Source organism: Salinivibrio kushneri (assembly GCF_027286325.1).
GTDB classification, from domain to species: domain Bacteria; phylum Pseudomonadota; class Gammaproteobacteria; order Enterobacterales; family Vibrionaceae; genus Salinivibrio; species Salinivibrio kushneri_A.
In genome coordinates this window covers 19,720-37,842 of record NZ_CP114589.1, presented here as the reverse complement: position 1 = coordinate 37,842, position 18,123 = coordinate 19,720, and the positions used below count along the sequence as shown (strand labels likewise).

The 18,123-nt window shown below is 52.0% G+C and carries 8 protein-coding genes; all 8 read left to right on the top strand.

Annotation, left to right across the window (positions count from 1 at the left end; all coding sequences use genetic code 11):
* Positions 1 to 152: 152 nt before the first annotated feature.
* The 8 genes from N8M53_RS13080 (at position 153) to N8M53_RS13045 (ending at position 18,121) form a co-directional block, all read left to right on the top strand.
* Positions 153 to 2,123, top strand: coding sequence for a TonB-dependent receptor domain-containing protein (locus tag N8M53_RS13080; protein WP_269580548.1), 1,971 nt, complete (start codon positions 153 to 155; stop codon positions 2,121 to 2,123).
* A gap of 182 nt (positions 2,124 to 2,305) precedes the next feature.
* Positions 2,306 to 3,523, top strand: coding sequence for an isochorismate synthase (locus tag N8M53_RS13075; RefSeq protein WP_269580309.1), 1,218 nt, complete (start codon positions 2,306 to 2,308; stop codon positions 3,521 to 3,523).
* Entirely contained in the window at positions 3,520 to 5,205 is a 1,686-nt protein-coding gene (locus N8M53_RS13070; RefSeq protein WP_269580308.1) for a (2,3-dihydroxybenzoyl)adenylate synthase, read from the top strand. Before N8M53_RS13075 ends, N8M53_RS13070 begins: the two co-directional genes overlap by 4 nt.
* Positions 5,202 to 6,113, top strand: a complete 912-nt coding sequence (locus N8M53_RS13065; protein ID WP_269580307.1) for an isochorismatase family protein — start codon at positions 5,202 to 5,204, stop codon at positions 6,111 to 6,113. Before N8M53_RS13070 ends, N8M53_RS13065 begins: the two co-directional genes overlap by 4 nt.
* Positions 6,110 to 9,238: an amino acid adenylation domain-containing protein gene (locus tag N8M53_RS13060; RefSeq protein WP_269580306.1), complete on the top strand. Its 3,129-nt coding sequence runs from the start codon at positions 6,110 to 6,112 to the stop codon at positions 9,236 to 9,238. Before N8M53_RS13065 ends, N8M53_RS13060 begins: the two co-directional genes overlap by 4 nt.
* A gap of 23 nt (positions 9,239 to 9,261) precedes the next feature.
* Positions 9,262 to 10,035 (top strand): 2,3-dihydro-2,3-dihydroxybenzoate dehydrogenase, encoded by a 774-nt coding sequence (gene dhbA, locus N8M53_RS13055; protein WP_269580547.1) that lies wholly within the window; start codon positions 9,262 to 9,264, stop codon positions 10,033 to 10,035.
* Positions 10,036 to 10,065: 30 nt separating this feature from the next.
* The gene (locus N8M53_RS13050) at positions 10,066 to 16,608 is read left to right on the top strand and encodes a non-ribosomal peptide synthetase (protein ID WP_269580305.1); all 6,543 of its coding nucleotides are present in this window, start codon (positions 10,066 to 10,068) and stop codon (positions 16,606 to 16,608) included.
* On the top strand, positions 16,595 to 18,121 hold the full coding sequence (locus N8M53_RS13045) for an amino acid adenylation domain-containing protein (RefSeq protein ID WP_269580304.1): 1,527 nt from the start codon (positions 16,595 to 16,597) through the stop codon (positions 18,119 to 18,121). Before N8M53_RS13050 ends, N8M53_RS13045 begins: the two co-directional genes overlap by 14 nt.
* Positions 18,122 to 18,123 lie beyond the last annotated feature (2 nt).

Here is an 18,123-nt window from a genome sequence, read left to right as displayed (position 1 = left end):
GCGCTCAATTTAACTCGCTTGGCGGTTTTGCACTGTGACACTCGCTCAGATTTTTATGATCAAACGCAAATAACAATGAAAAAGATTATCAATTATGATGGAGTGGCATTGAGTATAGAATGGAAATCATTATCATTTGCGCCACCATGTATATGGGATGGTTAAATTTTGATGGACAAGGAGATAGCGTGTTTAAGTTGACTCGCCTGAATCAGGCTTTATGTGTAGTAGGTATGGTTTCTTCATTTACGGTAATGGCAGACATGGCCAATAACGACGTTAATGAAGTGATGGTGGTGACGGCGAGTCAGACAGAGCATCCGGAGCTCACAGCGCCGGCTTCTGTCTCGTATATTACCCACGAAGACTTGGATAACCTTGTGGTCAATGATGTTGCTGAAGCGATTGAAAAACTTCCGGGTATTCACATCAACGCGGGCACAACATACGGGCGCAATGAGATCAAAATCCGTGGATTGGATTCAGATTATACCCTGCTGCTAATCAACGGTCGCCGGATTAACTCTCGAGATGGACTCCTTAGCTCTTACGGTAACGATTTTGATCTGTCCAGTATTCCGATGTCAGCGGTCGAACGTATCGAGGTAACCCGTGGCCCTATGTCATCTTTGTATGGTGCCGATGCGTTAGGGGGCGTGGTGAATGTGATTCTTCGCAAGCCCACAGAAGAAACGCAGGGCTCTTTGGGTTACCAGTTTGATGGCATTACGGAGGGCTCTGGTGGTAATACCCACAAAATGAATGGCTACGTCAGTGGCGCTCTAGTTCCTGACACCCTATTGGGGAACCTGATCATTGAAAAAAGTGATCGTGATGCGTGGCGCTCAAATCAATCCGTTAATCCAGACACAGATGTTCTGGAGGAGCGCGAGGAGTTGAACCTGTACTCCAACCTGACATGGCTAGTAAATGATCAGCAAGATGTCGAGCTTGATCTTAATTACAGCACAGATGACCGTGATGCGGATTGGAACAACTGGGGTAACGCGGTGAACAATGTTCAGGAAATGGAGCGTTACAACCTGGCACTGACTCACTACGGGTACTGGGAGGCGGTGAACTCGCGAGTGCGTTATAACCTTGACCATTCTGAATTGCGAGATGATTCAGAGCTAAATAGTGCAGTCGGTGATATCGAGCAAACCAATAACACTATTGATGCCCAGCTGTCTGGTTATTTGGGGGATCACCTGCTGACGGGCGGCGGCGAATTTCGTGATACCAAACTGGAGAATAATCTGACGCTGACGACCGATTCTGTGAACTACAGTCAGGCGGCGGTTTACCTGCAAGATGAAATCTCGTTAGGCGATTTGGCACTGACTCTGAGTGCACGTTATGACGATCACGAGGTATACGGGGGTGAGTTCAGCCCGCGTGCTTATGCCGTTTATACGATCACTGACAACTGGGTGATTAAAGGCGGGGTCGGCGAAGCCTTTAAAGCGCCAGGGCTTAATCAGTACAGTGATTCTTACGCGGTGCTAGCGTGTCGGGGCAAATGTCATGTGGTTGGCAACCCGGATCTTAAGGCAGAGACCTCACGGAGCTATGAGCTGGGAACCAGCTATGAAACCGATCACTGGGGTGCTGGGTTAACTGTGTTCGAAAACGACATTGACGACATGATTGCGTCGGAAACGTGGGATCGCGTCAAAACTGAGTTGAGCTACTTCAACGTCGACGAAGCCGAAATCAAAGGGGTGGAAACGTCGTTATGGGCAGACGTTACTGACACGGTCAGTGTCTCGGTGAATTATACCTACAGCGATGCAGAAGACAAAAGCACGCAGACTGACCTTCTCAATACGCCCGCCCATGTGGCTAACGTCCAACTCGACTGGCAGGCACAAGACAACCTTTACGCTTACACATCTTATCAATACACAGGCTCGCAATACGCAAAACAAGGGTCGGATTTGGTGAAGCTAGATGCATACGGCACCGTGGATCTAGGGGCGCGCTATCAACCGGTAAACAATCTTAACCTGAAGCTGGGAGTTACCAACCTCACGAACGAAGAGCGAGGTGAGACCGCGATAGACTTGGATTACATCATGAAAGCCCGCAGCGTCTATGCTGGCGTTTCATACGACTTCTAATAATAACGATTCATCAGGACCACCTGATGCCGAAGGAGCCAACGCGGGTTGGCTCCTTTTCGTACACAAAAGCAATGTGATGTCACTTTATAACAACTAAACCTACCGAGTTAATAATAGCCCTGTCAGTTTTTGCAAGTAAATGTAATAAAAACAGGCTGTTATGTAAATGGAGTTGTGACATGCAACATACCCAACGTGAGAGGCTAGGATTGACGCCTGTGTTCTCACCCAACAGCGATCTATTTTTCTCATCGGAATATAAAACGGTCAGTGGAAAGGGAATTAGCCAAACAATTACTACACCCGCTATCAATGGTGACCAACGCCAGAGCGCGTTCCAGCAAAAAATACAACAAGCATTTGCAGACGAAAAAGCCAAAGGTGTTGAAAACCCGATTTTAATGGGGTCGATTCCGTTTGATGTATCCGAACCGTCTTGCCTCTATATGCCTGAATCTGTCGAGGTCACGGAGCACAATGTGACCATGCGCGAATCCAATGGCTTACTCGCACGTGAGCCTTTGCAGATATTGGCTAAGCGCAGCGAACCGGACGAGTCGGTATTCAAGCATGCGGTGACTCAGGCAGTAAAAAAGTTTCAGTGCACTGAATTAGAAAAAGCTGTGTTATCTCGGGTACTGAACCTGGAGTTAAGTGACGCCATCTCCGCTGACGATGTACTTGCCCGTTTGATCAAACAAAACCCCACAGGGTTTCATTTTGCTATTCCACAATCTGACCAATCCGTTTTACTTGGCGCGAGCCCTGAGCTTCTGATCCGCCAGCAAGGGACGTCTATTTTGTCGAATCCACTCGCTGGCTCAGCAAAGCGTCAAGGCAATACGGAGGCCGATCGACAGGTGAGTGATGCACTGCTTAAATCGGTGAAAGACAGATATGAACACCGTCTGGTCATTGAAGAAATCGCTCAACAACTCACCCCTTATTGTCGCGATCTAGACGTTCCTGATGGCCCATCACTGATTTCTACTCCGACTATGTGGCACCTCTCGACACGCATTGAAGGGCAGCTCAATAGTTTGGTCGATGAAAACGGTAAGCCGTTGAACTACAACGTCCTGCAGTTAGCGTGCTTACTACACCCAACTCCGGCTGTCTGTGGTTTTCCCTTCACGTTATCTCGTGATGCGATCAACGAGCTGGAAGTCTACGAACGTGGCATGTTCACCGGCATGGTGGGTTGGTGTGATTCTCATGGGAATGGCGAGTGGGCGGTCACGATCCGTTGTGGAAAGGTACGTGAGAACTCTGTTCGTTTATTTGCAGGGGCAGGGATTGTCGATGCTTCTTGTCCGCAGGCGGAATGGGCGGAAACCGAAGCCAAGCTCGGTACGATGCTCAATGCGTTTGGATTAGGCGAAAAGGGGGCTGCATGAGTATCGGCTATACCTCATGGCCGCCAACGCTTGCTGAGCGTTACCGCCAGAAAGGCTATTGGACAGATGTGCCGATGACAGACATTTTGACACGTCAACAGCAATGCCATGCCAACCATAGAGCGCTGATATGCGGTGAAAGAAGCTGGACGTACCGTCAACTTGAGCAGGACGCGGAGCGATTAGCTGCCTCGTTGTTACAACTTGGTGTGAAGCCGGGTGATACAGCGTTAGTGCATTTACCTAATGTCGCCGAGTTCTATATTACCTTTTTTGCGCTAATGAAGCTGGGCGTGGTGCCGGTGAATGCATTGTTCAGTCACAACCAGTATGAAATGACTGCTTATGCGGAGCAAATTAGGCCGACGTTGGCGATCGTTTCCTCACGCCACCACTTATTCACCCAAAGTGCGTTTGCGCAAACCTTGAGTGAGCAGGTGACTTCACTCAAGTTCTGCTTGGTTGATGGTGATGCGGAGTTTGGCTATTCGCTCGCCGCCGCCATTGCGGGCACCTTGACGCCGTGTCATGCGTCCAGTAATCAAGCGCAAAAAGCCGTCTCTTGGCCAGAACTGAATGCTTCTGACGTCGCCTTTTTTCAGCTTTCAGGCGGCAGTACGGGCACCCCAAAACTGATCCCCCGAACACACAATGACTACTACTACAGTGTCCGTGCCAGCGCAGAGATTTGTCACTTAAACAGCGATACGGTTTATTTGTGTGCATTGCCTGCCCCCCACAATTACACCTTAAGCTCACCTGGTGCGCTGGGGGTGTTTTACGCTGGGGGGACCGTGGTTTTGGCGGCAGAGCCCAGCCCCATGACCTGTTTTCCATTGATTCAATCTCATCAGATAACCATGGCTGCGTTGGTGCCCTCTGCTGTTACCTTGTGGTTGCAAGCCGCGGCAGATGATCGCTCGGCGCTTAGCAGCTTGAAATGGTTACAGGTTGGTGGTGCACATCTTGGTGAAAGCCTTGCCCGTCGTATTTACCCTGAGTTGGGCTGTCAGCTGCAGCAGGTATTCGGTATGGCCGAAGGCTTGGTGAACTACACACGCTTTGATGACAGCGAGTGGCACATTCTACACACCCAAGGGCGTCCCATCAGCGACGATGATGAAATACGGATCGTTGATGAAAACGGCGACGACGTGCCGAGAGGAACCCCCGGCGCCTTGCTCACGCGCGGGCCATATACCTTCCGGGGTTATTACAACAGCCCAGAACATAATCGCGCCGCATTTGATAAGGACGGGTTTTACCGCTCCGGCGACGTGGTGGTGATGACCGAAGACGGTTACTTGATGGTGGTGGGCCGCGATAAAGACCAGATTAATCGTGGTGGCGAAAAGGTGGCGGCCGAAGAGGTCGAAAACCAGCTGCTGGCGGTGCCGGAAATCACACAGGCCGCGTTAGTTGCTATGCCCGATAGCGTCATGGGGGAGAAAAGTTGCGCATTTATCGTGACGACCAATCCAACGCTAAAACCTCTCACAATCCGAAAACACCTGCGTGCGCGTGGCATCGCTGACTATAAACTTCCCGATCGGATAGAAAAAGTCGATGCCTTGCCCATGACGCCTGTCGGCAAAATTAACAAAAAAGCGTTGCGCCAGCGGATTGCCAATCAACTCACCGCCCAACCACCGTTTCAGCCTGAAAAGGACGTTTTATCATGACTATTCCAGCACTACCGACGTATACCATGCCTTCGATCGAGGACTTTCCAACTAACAAGGTGTCCTGGACGTTTGAGCCCGCGAAAGCGGCGTTTTTAATCCACGATATGCAAGCTTATTTTGTGAGCTTTTACGAGCGCGATAGCGCGCTGATGAAAACGCTGCTCGATAATTTGGTGGCCTTGAAGCAGTTCTGTAAATCTCATGGTATTCCGGTGATCTACACGGCTCAACCTAAAGAGCAGAATATGGCGGACAGAGCGCTACTCAATGATATGTGGGGGCCAGGCCTGAACCAATCGCCAGAGTTGCAACAAGTCGTTGCGGCGTTAGCACCAGAAGCGGGAGATATTGTTCTCGACAAATGGCGTTACTCGGCGTTTCAGCGTTCACCTTTGGAGCATACGCTCAACGAGCTAGGACGTGACCAGTTATTGATTGGGGGGATCTATGGCCATATAGGTTGCCTGATGACCGCGGTGGACGCTTTTATGCGCGACATTAAACCCTTCATGATCGGTGATGCCATTGCTGACTTTTCACTCGAAGAGCATCAAATGACACTCAAGTATGTGGCTGGACGAGCAGGGTTGGTGATGTCAACGGCTTCGGTAATAGGTCAGGTGCCGAAAGCCGAGCCGCACGCGTTGCCTGATGTGCTGACTCACGGTGGTTTGCTTGCCCGCATCGCGAAACTCGTCGACGAGGAGGAGGATGCGTTTGACCCGGATGAGAACCTGATCGATTACGGTTTAGACTCTGTGCAGATCATGGCGTTGATCACCGAATGGCGCAAGCATGGCGTTGAGGTCAACTTTGTCCAATTGGCGGAGGCGCCAACCTTCAATCACTGGTGGGCGTTACTGGAGCAAACGCAAAACCAAGTGAAGATGGAGGGACAAGTATGACACCGCTAAATACGGCTCAACACGGGTTGTGGCTAGGGCACACTCTTAATGAAGATAAGGCGCTGTTCAACACGGCTGAGTGCATCGTCTTTGACGGAAAAGTCGATGCCGATCTATTGGCGCGCGCTGCACGGCAAGCCGTGGCAGAGAGTGAATGCTTGTCTTGTTACTATCGCAGTGAAAATGAACAACCTTATCGGGTTGCTACGTCTGAACCTGTGAGGTTTGAACGCGTTTATCTTGCCCCCTCTACCGAGGATGAAACTGAGCTGGCAACAGTACGTCGCTGGGCCGCCGAAGATATGACGGAAGCGTTTGACCTTGACTGTCAACTGGCGTGTCGGTTTGCGCTGCTGCATGGGAAACATCAAGACTATCTTTATCATTGTGTTCACCATATTGCGCTCGATGGCTTTGGGACGACACTGGTATTCCAACGTATCGCTGAGATTTATTCACAGTTGATGGAGGGGAAAGCACCCACGCCATCGCCTTTCGGTGCGTTTCAGGCTGTGTTGGAGGAAGACCAGCAACGCCGAGAGTCGGGCGCGTATGACAAAGCCCGTCAGTTTTGGCTCGACACCCTTGCTGGAAATGTGGCGCCGTCTTCTTACCGCACCGATGTCGCGCCGATCTCTGCTCAGTTTCATCGAGAGAGTTGTACGTTCAATGACACGTTATGGCAGCAATGCCAGCGTCTTGCGGAACATCATCAATTAACTTGGGTGGATCTGTTCCTCGCCGCCCTTTGTACGCACCTGCGTCACTACAGCGACAACGAACAGGTTGTATTGGGCATGATGGTCATGAACCGTCTCGGCTCCAAATCGTTGACGGTTCCTTGTATGCAAATGAACATCGTACCGCTGGTGGTCGATGTCGTTGCTGACGATGATTTGCTAGACGTTGCCAGAAAGGTTGCGGCGCACAAAAAGAAGATGCGTCGCTTTCAGCACTATCGCTACGAAGACCTTCGTCGCGACTTGAATCGGGTCGGTGGCGGTCAGCGGTTGTTTGGTGCCTTAGTGAATATCATGCCGTTCGATCATCCTTTGCATTATGGCAACGTAGCGGCTAGCACGCTGAATCTAAGTGCTGGGCCAGTAGAAGATCTGACGATTGAATTGCACAGTAAGTCAGAAGGCTTGCCAGAGGTAGATATCGATGCCAACCCTGCAGTGTATGACCAAGATGAGCTCGTCGAGTTGCAACAAGAGTTGATGAGCTTACTGACACACTGGCTTGCATCGCCGACACAAAGTACGAGCCGTGTACTGGCAAGCTTACATGCGCAGGCGCGGCACGATGCTCTTATCTCAGGAGAAAGCGACGCGCTAACTGACACGCCCGTGGAGTCTGTACTGAGTCAGATTCGTCGTCATGCAGCGCAGCGGCCAGATGCCATCGCCGTGGAGCAGGATGGGGTAGCGTTGACCTATGAGAACCTGGTCAACAAGGCAGACACGATCGCCAGCGCTTTACGGGCACAAGGTGTGCAGTCCGGAGAGCGAGTTGGAGTGGCACTAAGCCGCTCTCTACCGTGCATCACCACGGTGTTAGGGGTGATGTTCAGTGGTGCTGTATACGTGCCGCTCGATCCGGAGCAGCCGATCGAACGTCAGCATTTGATTGTCAATCAAGCGGCGATAGATACGCTGATTACCGAAGCGCAGTATCAACACACCCTCTCGGCCTTGCCTGTTACTGTCCAACTGGCGGGGCGTCTGCATCGCGAACCTGTCACGTTGCCGGACACCTCTGCCTCAGATCTGGCTTATATCATGTTCACGTCTGGTTCGACGGGGCAGCCGAAAGGGGTGACGATTAGCCATTCGGCGATGAACCATTTCGTCGCGGCGGCAGCCAAGCGCTATGACATCAACGGGACCGATCGCGTGCTGCAGTTTGCGCCTTTCCACTTTGATGCCAGTATCGAAGAAATCTTCGTGACATTGGGACAAGGCGCCACACTTGTGCTTCGAACCGATGCCATGCTTGAGTCAATGGCAAGCTTTTCTGATGCGCTAACCGCCGCGCAGATCACTGTGCTGGATTTGCCAACAGCGTTCTGGAATGAGTGGGTGGTGAGTCTACGCGCAGGTACTGCGACATTACCGAGTACGTTGAAAGGCGTGATCATCGGTGGTGAAGCGGTTTATCCCGAGCCGTTAATCCAGTGGAAGACAGCCGTTGAAGAGGCTGGGCTGACTAACTGCATTCGTTTGTTTAATACCTACGGTCCGACAGAAACGACCGTGGTTGCAACGTGCAGCGAGTTGCAAGACGTTGATGGTCGTCATGGTCAATTACCTATCGGTCTGCCTTTGTCCGGCATCGACGTATTGGTGCTTGATGATCAGTTGCGCCCGACAACCACAGGCGAGCTGGTGATCCTAGGCGATACACTCGCTGATGGCTACCTCGGCCAGGCGCACCCTGCTTTTATTCGCTTACTCGTGGGCGAGGTAGAGCGCCGTGCATACCGTACCGGTGATCGAGTGACACTCATCGATGGCCAGCTGATTTACCTAGGCCGTATTGATAATGAGTTCAAAATCAGTGGCTACCGTATACAGCCGGGCGAAGTTGAATCCCACCTCCTTGCGCTTGATGGTGTGGAAGAAGCCTGTGTACAGGGCATGGTATTTGATAATGGTCTCCGTCGTTTGGTGGCATTTGTCGCTGGGAAGGGGGGTGAGAATGAAAGTGCGCTGACTATCAAAACCGCGCTGCAGGCAAACCTTCCGCCGGCAATGATCCCAACGGATTTTCGTTTCTTTCCCAGCTTGCCGAAAACACTCAACAACAAAATTGATCGCAACCTGTTACTGACCAGTTATGAGGGAGACCGTGCAGAAACCGTGTTAGCGAGTGAGACCGAAAGCCGAGTTGGGGCGATTTGGCAGCAGATCTTAGGGGTTGGCCTGATTGAGTCGCAGGATAACTTTTTCGAGTTAGGTGGACAGTCGCTACAGACCATTCAAATAGTTAACCGCCTAGGCGCCGAGTTTGGTGTCAGTATCAAGGTATCAGACGTGTTTGACCGCCCAGTTCTCAGTGAATTTTGTCGCTATCTCGACGACCTACAGCAACAAAGTGAAGACGAAGTGGAGATGGTGTGGTGAAGGCAGTGAAGCAGCAAACAGCCATGACCTTCAGCGGTCAATTTGATAACAAAGTGGTTTGGGTAACGGGGGCGGCTCGTGGCATCGGGTACGCAGTGGCCATGCACTTCCACCAACTGGGTGCTCAGGTAATTGGTTTGGATAATGACTTTGGTGGCGCACGCAAGGCGGGCGCGCCATACCCATTTTCAACCTATGATGTGGACATTGCGAATCCAGACCAGGTTAAAGCGGTAACGCAGCGTATTTTATCGGATGTGCCATGTATCGATGTACTCGCCAATGTGGCGGGTACATTACGCATGGGAAAAGCCGAGTCGCTGACGCTAGACGATTGGCACACCTGCCTTAATGTGAATGCGTCCGGCGCTTTCTACTTATTACAACAGCTGATCCCTGTATTTAAGCAGCAACGTCATGGTGCCGTGGTGACGGTCAGCTCGAATGCCGCCCATGTTCCGCGTCAACATATGACAGCCTACTGTGCGTCTAAAGCCGCACTGAGCAGCCTCGCTCACTGTGTTGCGCTAGAGCTTGCCCCTTATGGCATACGCTGCAATTTGGTATCGCCGGGCTCGACGGATACGCAGATGCAGCGCTCACTGTGGCACAGCGAAGATGCCGAGCAGCGCACCATTGCAGGGTTTCCTGAGCAATTCAAACTGGGCATTCCACTAGGAAAGATCGCCCAACCAGAAGAAGTCGCGAACGTCGTCGTGTTTTTAGCATCAGATTTGGCCAGCCATGTGACGATGCAGGACATCGTGGTGGATGGCGGTGCCACTCTTAACGCGTAACGACGATCCGCAGTGATACAGGAAAAAACCATGACAGATATGATTTCATTTTTGGCGGATCTTGAGCGCAAAGGCATTCGGTTAGCACTGAATGAAAAAGGTCAGCTGGTTTCTCAATGCAGCAAACAAGCGATGACGCCAGAAATTGGCCAGCAGATCCGTACCCATAAAGAGGCGATTATCCGGTGCTTACGCGCGCGTCAGGCCTATGAACAGCCTATTCCAGTACAACAAGATAAAACGGGGCCGCTTTCATTTTCGCAAAGCGGTTTGTGGTTTATCGAGCAATATGAAGACAACTCGCACTTATACAATATGCCGGTCCATTTCCGCCTCACCGGTAAACTCGATGTAAACGCACTGGAATACGCATTTGCGGCCTTGAAGGATAAACATGCCAGCTTGAGAACACGGTTTGTGCGCAATCGCCATGGAAAAGGTGAACAGCACATTGACGATCAGGCCACGCTGACCGTGACGCATCATGATCTCTCGCACTTGGACAAAGAGGCGAGAGAAAAAGCCTTATTGAGAAGGGTTGAGGAGGATATTTACCAGTCGTTTGATCTGGAGAAAGGAGGGTTAACGCGGGTCGAATTGATTCGACTGGATGAGGAAGAGCATTTGCTGATGCTCACTCAACACCACATCATTTCAGATGGTTGGTCCGTGAAAAACATGTTTGCTGATTTCGAGCAGGCTTTTTTAGCATACCAGAATAACCAGTTAGCACCGCTGAAACCGACTGATGTTAACTACATTGACTACGCTCACTGGCTAAATTCTCCAGCCTTTCGCGATTATCACCAAGAGTTTCGCCCATTTTGGGTTGAGCGATTGAAAGGCATTCCGGAAGTGCATGCGTTGCCGCTGGATAAACCGCGTCCTGCAAGCCACAACAATGATGGCGCACTGGTATTCTCGACCATTTCTTTAACCAAGTGGCAGCAATTTCAGCGGCTATGCCAACAAAACAGTTGCTCATACTTTATTGGCTTACACGCAATTTTCTCACTACTAATGGCGCGCCTTGGTGGGGAAAAGGATGTGGTCATTGGCACCCCTTTGGCCTACCGAGAGCGCGGCGATATAGAAGATGTTGTTGGGTTTTTTGTTAATACCATTGTACTGCGAACGCTACTTGATGAGCATGCGACCTTCATCGATTACTTGCAATATTGCCGTGAGCAGGATTTGGCAGCGTTTGATCATCAGCTGTTTCGCTTTGAATCCCTAAGCGAAGCCATCGGGGCTGACCGAACCACGGCACATAATCCTATTTTCCAAATTATGCTGGTTTACCAGGCAAAGGTGGACTTTAACGACCTGATCCCAGGGTGCGGTGCGGTAGAAGAACCGTCGCCGGTACTGCCCGCCAAAACGGATTTATCATTGAAAGTGACCGAGTTGGTAGACGGTGTTCGGCTGGAATGGCTATACAGCAAAGGGATTTTCGAACACCAAACGATCGCTCGCTTCGCCGACATGTTTCTGCGGTTATTAGACGGTATCCTCGCCGCCCCCGAAACAGAAGTAATGGCCTTGCCCCTTGTGGAACAGGCGCATCAAAACCAAGTTGGCAAGGCATTAGCCAGCTTGCCAACCCGTGTTGAAGCGAACAGGTTGGTGCATGACCAAATGAGTCACCATGCCGCAGTGAGCCCGACTCAACGGGCGGTCACTGGATCTGATGGTACCCTCAGTTACCAGGCGCTAGAACAGGCAGCAAATCGTTTAGCGCATTATTTATTGGCACAAGGCTCAAATAGGCAAGCGCCAGGTGCCGAGACAAAAGTAGGTGTGGTGGCAAGCCGTACGACCCAGTATGCGGTATCAGTGCTCGCCGTTTGGAAAGCGGGGATGAGCTATGTGCCGCTCGACCCAGCCTATCCAACTGCTCGCTTGCAGCACTTTGTTGATGATGCGCAACTATCGTTAGTGATTGCGCCTGATGCCCTGTTTGCGCAATCTCATCCGTCGCTAACCGGCTGCGAAGTGCTTAACCTCACAGAACCATCCACCACGAAGCAGCTCTCTGCCACCGGACAGACGCCACCCACCCCCACGGTAAAAGAAAATGACGTGGCCTATGTGATTTATACCTCGGGGTCTACAGGCTTACCGAAAGGCGTCGAAGTTGAACATGGCGCGTTTACGAATCTGTTAACCGACCATACCACGCGGTTAGGGTTGAATGGCGATAGTGTGATGCTCAACCCAATGTCTTTGGCGTTTGATGCGGGAAACATGACCGCCATTCTTCCTCTATTTGCGGGGGCGCATTTAGTGTTTGGCAAGCCGGATGAGACCTTGCTTGATCAGGCAGATTTCTGTGGTGCGACCCATATGATCAGTGCAACAGCACTGTTTGCCGCCATGGTTCCTCGGCCACTACGTACACTTCATACCGTCGCGTTTGGCGGTGAGGCTTGTCCGGCCACGTTGGCGACCAGTTGGCAGGACAAACTGCGCCTTCTCAATATGTATGGCCCGACCGAATTCACCGTGACGGCCTTGGTCAAAGAGCTGAAGCCCGGTGAGCCGGTGACCATAGGCCAGCCTGTAGATAATACACAAGCGCTGATCGTTGATGAGCGGGGACAGCTTTGCCCCGTGGGAGTAGCGGGAGAGCTTTGTCTTGCTGGTCTGGGGCTGGCTCGAGGATATCTTAACCAACCAGAATTAACCGCGAGCGCCTTTGTAACCCTCACCATCGCGGGACAGCGCGTACGTTGCTACCGCACAGGCGATAAGGCGCGCTGGCTTAACAACGGCGACGTCGAGTACTTGGGCCGTCTGGATCAACAGATCAAACTGCGCGGTTATCGGATTGAATTGGCTGAAATCGAAAACCAGCTTGCCAAAGTGGCCCCGCAACTTAACCAAGTGAGAGTTGTTCTTTCCGGGGAAGGTGCGCAATGTCAGCTGGTGGCCTACGCCACAATGCAAAGTGCGTCATTCTCTGACAACTCTGTTGACAAAGTGACTGTTGACAAAGTGACTGTGGATGTGGGGAAAATCCTGTCTGAAGCCAACCGAATTCTGCCTGAATATATGGTACCAGCAGAGCTTATTGTGCTGGATGAATTGCCGTTGACGGTAAACGGTAAGCTGGATGTCAGTCGATTGCCAGCACGCCAGCGGACAGCACAACACTATGCGCAGCCAGAAACGGACATGGAAACCGACGTGCTTGCAGTATGGCGCGATGTGCTGAATACGGAGCTCGGTGTGGAAGACGATTTCTTCCGTCTGGGCGGCGATTCAATTTTGAGTATACAGCTCAACACCCGCCTTCGGGATGCAGGTTTTCCTTGCACCGTCAAAGACGTATTTGAGGCGAAAACAGTCCGTAAATTGTGTCGCACCCTCACGGCACGTGCTGAAACGGAGCAAGCTGTCGATGCAGAGCAGGGACAGCTATCCGGTGACTTTGCTCTGCACCCCATCCAGCACTGGTTTGATGCACAGCCCTTTGCTCGGCCAGCGCATTGGAACCAAGCGGTGATTTTGGCTATTCCTAACCTCGATAACACCCGCCTGAACGAAATGATGTCAAAGCTATTGGCACATCATGATGCGCTGCGGCTACGGGTGGTTGAAGAGGGCGGGACTCGTCGCCAGCGCTACCAAGCCTCTGTTGTTGTCCCCGAGCTGAAAGAGCTGGATGCATCCGCCATGACGGAGGAGGCACTTTATGACGCGCTCACCACATTGCAGTCGCAGTTTGATTTGGTTAACGGTCCCATTATGGCTTGGGCGCGGATCCGGCATTTACCCGTCCAAGACGAGCAGAGTCAACAAACTGGGCTGTTTTTGGCCTTTCATCACTGGGTCATTGATGCCGTGTCTTGGCGGATCATCGCTGATGATCTGCGGCGTTTATCACAAGGGTTGCCGCTAGCTGATAAAACCTCCAGTTATCGCCAATGGGGAGAGGCGCTTCGAGACTATGCGAACCGTCACTCGGCACAGTTTGATTTTTGGTATCGCCAGCTGGATAACGTCAGTGAGGGGGCAAGTAGCACCTTACCCGCGGTGCTCAACAAAGACGCTGATGGAAACGTGACTCCTAGTCACGCGCGATTACAACTGGATCATGCTGACACCGCGCGCTTGGTTGGCCCCGCCAATACTGCCTTTAGTACCGAGGTGCGAGACTTGTTGCTATCGGCGTTGAGTGTCACGCTCAATGCGCTGGGCTGGGGAGATCAAGCCACCGTGATGTTAGAAGGGCATGGTCGGGAAGAGATTGACGCGCAATTGGATGTCAGCCGTACTGTGGGGTGGTTTACCAGTACCTACCCATGCCGTGTATCGGTGAGACCAACCTTGGCAGAAACCATCAAACACGTTAAAGAAGCACTGCGTGAGGTGCCTGATAACGGGGTCGGGTTCAACGCCTTGCGTTGCTTCCATCCTCAGGGCGAGCAACTGACCTTCTCGCCGATTGTCTTGAATTATCTCGGCCGTCAGACGCAAAAACACGATCAATCGGTTGAACATTGGCGTCCTGTCCCTATCGTGCCAGGGCAGACCGCCTCACCGCTTAATCCTGGCGCAGAGCTGCTCAGTTTACATGGCGGTATCGATGATGGTCAGTTAACACTGCGGCAAGTGGGCGTTTTAGATCAAACGCTTAGTGAGCAGTTTATGGCAGCCTTTAAAGCTAATCTGGTCAAACTGGTTCATGATTGTGAGCAGCATTCAAGGTTATATGGACGTTTGTCGACGCCCTCGGATTTTCCGTTAGTGAACCTGACTCAACGCGAGTTGGACAGACTGAGTGAGCGCTTTGATATTGAAGCGTTGCTGCCAGCCTCGTCACTTCAGCAAAGCATGTTTGTTCACCAGCGTCGTTGTCCAGACGATGAAGCGTATCTCTTGCAGACGCCGATTCGGTATCGGCAATCGGTGGATCGAGTGCGGTATCAGCAGGCTTGGCAAGTCGTTGTCTCGGCGTTTCCAGCACTGCGGACCGTGATCAGTGGCCCTTACGGCGTTGATAATCAATTGATACAAGTGGTTCAGCGTCAGATTGATGTGCCATTCGAATGGGTCGAACTGGCTGATGAGGAAGCGCCTGCCACCCAGATTGCGGCCTATTGCCAGCAAGATCGTCAACGTGGTATCGCACTTGATGGCGAAGCTTTAATGCGTGTTCGTTGCTTCCGTCTCGCCGATGATGATATTCAGGTTATCTTCAGTTGCCACCATGCTGTCATTGATGGTTGGAGCGGTCCGCGTTTATTTGCAGCGCTGCACCAAGCCTATGAGGCACTGAGTGATCCCAATAATAGTCTGTCACCATCATTATTGCCGGTGGATGAGGCTTATATAGCGCATGCAGAATACGCAGTTAAGGTGCGCCCTGACGTCGAGGCATTCTGGGCAGAGCGAGCCTTGTCGACAGTCAAAGCCGATGATTTAACCCGGTTGTTTGGTCCTGATTTCGCCTCTTTGCCGAGGCAGCGACAACCAGAGGTGGTCAGAACAGTACTCAATGAGCAAGAGCAGGCGGCATTGCAGCATTTTGCTCGTGAAGTTGGGGTAACCCATAGTACCGTGGTGCAATTTGCGTGGCACCGTCTGGTTGCACAAGAGTGCGGCCTACCAAGTGGGAAAACCACGACGATTGTTGGCAATGTTGTACCGGGACGTGATGCCCCTGTGACGGGAATCGATAGTAGTGTTGGTTTGTATATCAATACTTTACCCCTGATCATCGAGTGGAAAAATCACTTACCTCTGGCTGAGCAGTTGCGCGCGCTGCAAGATGAGGCGATGGCGTTGAATCAGTATTCGACACAATCGCTGATCGGCTTGCACGCAGGACGTCGCAGCGTATTCGATAGCGTGTTTGTTTATGAAAACTATCCGCGTGCGCAGACCAAAGGTTCTCACGATCTCAAAACGCCCGGTGCAATGCTGTATCCGGAGTTTGGCTCAGCGTTTGAAAAAGTAGAAGTACCGCTCAGCTTGGTCGTCAATGAAATAGGCGGTCAGCTATCGCTGCGTTTTGAGTTTGATGGCGCGCAGGTTGAGCCATCCCGAGCCCGTGATGTGTTGCGTCAATGGCGGGCGTCGCTGCTGGAGGTGATTGCCGCTGATCCGCAACAGATGCTGCCACTCGCCTCCACAGACTCGTTGCCAGAGGCACCGGTTGATATTGCCCCTCAGGGCGTGCGCAACCAGCCGCCGCAAACGATCATTCCGTCCGGTTATCCGCCAGAGAGTCAGTATGCATCGGAAGTGGCGCGTTTGGTCAGTGAGGTGTGGCAGCAAAGCACTGATCTGTCCGTGACCCCTGAGAGCCCGTATTGGTATCAGCCTTTATGTGCGTTAGGGATAAGCTCGCTAGCGGCGGTTGGCTTGGTGCAACGACTCAATTATGCCCTGAATATGCACGATGTCTCGGCGATGGGTGTGGCACAGCCAATAACGTTAGCGTTTTTGTATCAACATGCGACACCAGATGCCGTTTGCCGAGCACTGAGTGTGGGTCGCGCTCAATCAGCACAGCCGCCAATCAGTGAGCAACTGGCGATGGAGGCGAGCGATGCTGGCGAGTAACCCACGTAGTGAGCAGACAACCTGTTTAGCTGCGATGCTGAAGGCCGCCCTAACGGAGGCGGCCGCCTCAGACGGTGTTGCCATTGATTTTGGCGAGCAATCGATTCGCTATGATCAATTATTGGTGGCGGTAAGCCAGGTACAGCAGCGGTTAAACCAGGCAGGACTGCGACCGGGTGATCGGGTTGGAGTCCATGTAATGCGGTCGCCAACCTTAATAACGACCTTATTGGCGTGTTTGTTTTCTGGTGTGGCCTTTGTCCCGCTCGACCCGCTGTTTCCGTCTGGGCGATTAAAAGAGATCGCTGATGAGGCGAAGTTAAACGCGGTGATAGAGGCAAGCTGCGATGGTTCAGCGCCAATCGCGTTTGACTGTCCGGTTGTCACCTTACGTCTTGTTGACGAGAATACCGCAAAGGAAACAAGCCGGACACCGCTGCACTTGCCTTTACTGAGTCCGCAGAGCACCGCCTACATTATGTTTACCTCTGGCTCAACCGGTAAGCCCAAAGGGGTGGTGATTAGCCATCAGGCAATGGCGACGTTTTTGTCTGCCGCCGTGACGCGACTTAACCTCGATAGTGAGTGTCATTGGCTACTGATCACTACCATTGCGTTTGATATCTCAATGTTGGAGATTTTTGCCCCCTTGCTGGTCGGGGGGCGCTTGTGTCTAGCAAGTAGTGAGGAGCACAAAGATCCTCATCTTGTCGCGGCGTTATTAACGCGGCACCCGTCGATAAACACGCTCCAAGCAACGCCGACGTTTTGGCGAATGATGGTCAATATCGGTTGGCGTGGGAAGGCCGGACTCAGAGCATTGATAGGAGGGGAAGCATTAGATGCTGGATTGGCGGAACAGCTAATGGCGCGTTCGAGGATACTGTGGAACTGCTACGGCCCGACAGAAGCTACCGTGTGGTCAATGATGTCAGAAGTGACAACCGCGCACCGGCTCACCATTGGGTCGAGCCTGGCGGGATATGGCCATTTCGTGCTGGATGAAGAGGGACAGCCTGTTCCTTTTGGCCATGAAGGGGAGCTATGTATCTGTGGCAATGCGCTCAGCGATGGCTACTGGCAACGGGATGATCTGACGGCGAGTCAGTTTATTACATGCAGTGATGGTCGGCGGTATTACCGTACCGGCGATATTGTTCGGCAGTTGGCGGATGACTGTTATCACTACATAGGACGTCAGGATGGTCAGGTTAAACTGCGCGGTTACCGGATTGAGCTGGGAGAAATCGAAGCACGTCTCCGTGGGTTAGAGGCGGTGCTGGATGCCGTGGTGAAACTAGAAGGCGAGGGGGAGAATCGTGTTCTCGTCGGTTACTTAGAGCAAGGTGAACGCAGCAACGCCAGCACACCAAAGATGACACGTCTGCAATTGCGAAAGGCGCTTGCTCCGCAGTTACCCGGTTATATGATTCCAACCCGTTTTATCTGGTTGGAAAGCTTGCCGAAAACGGCCAGTGGTAAGGTTGACCGCAAACAACTCATGGTGAGCTAATT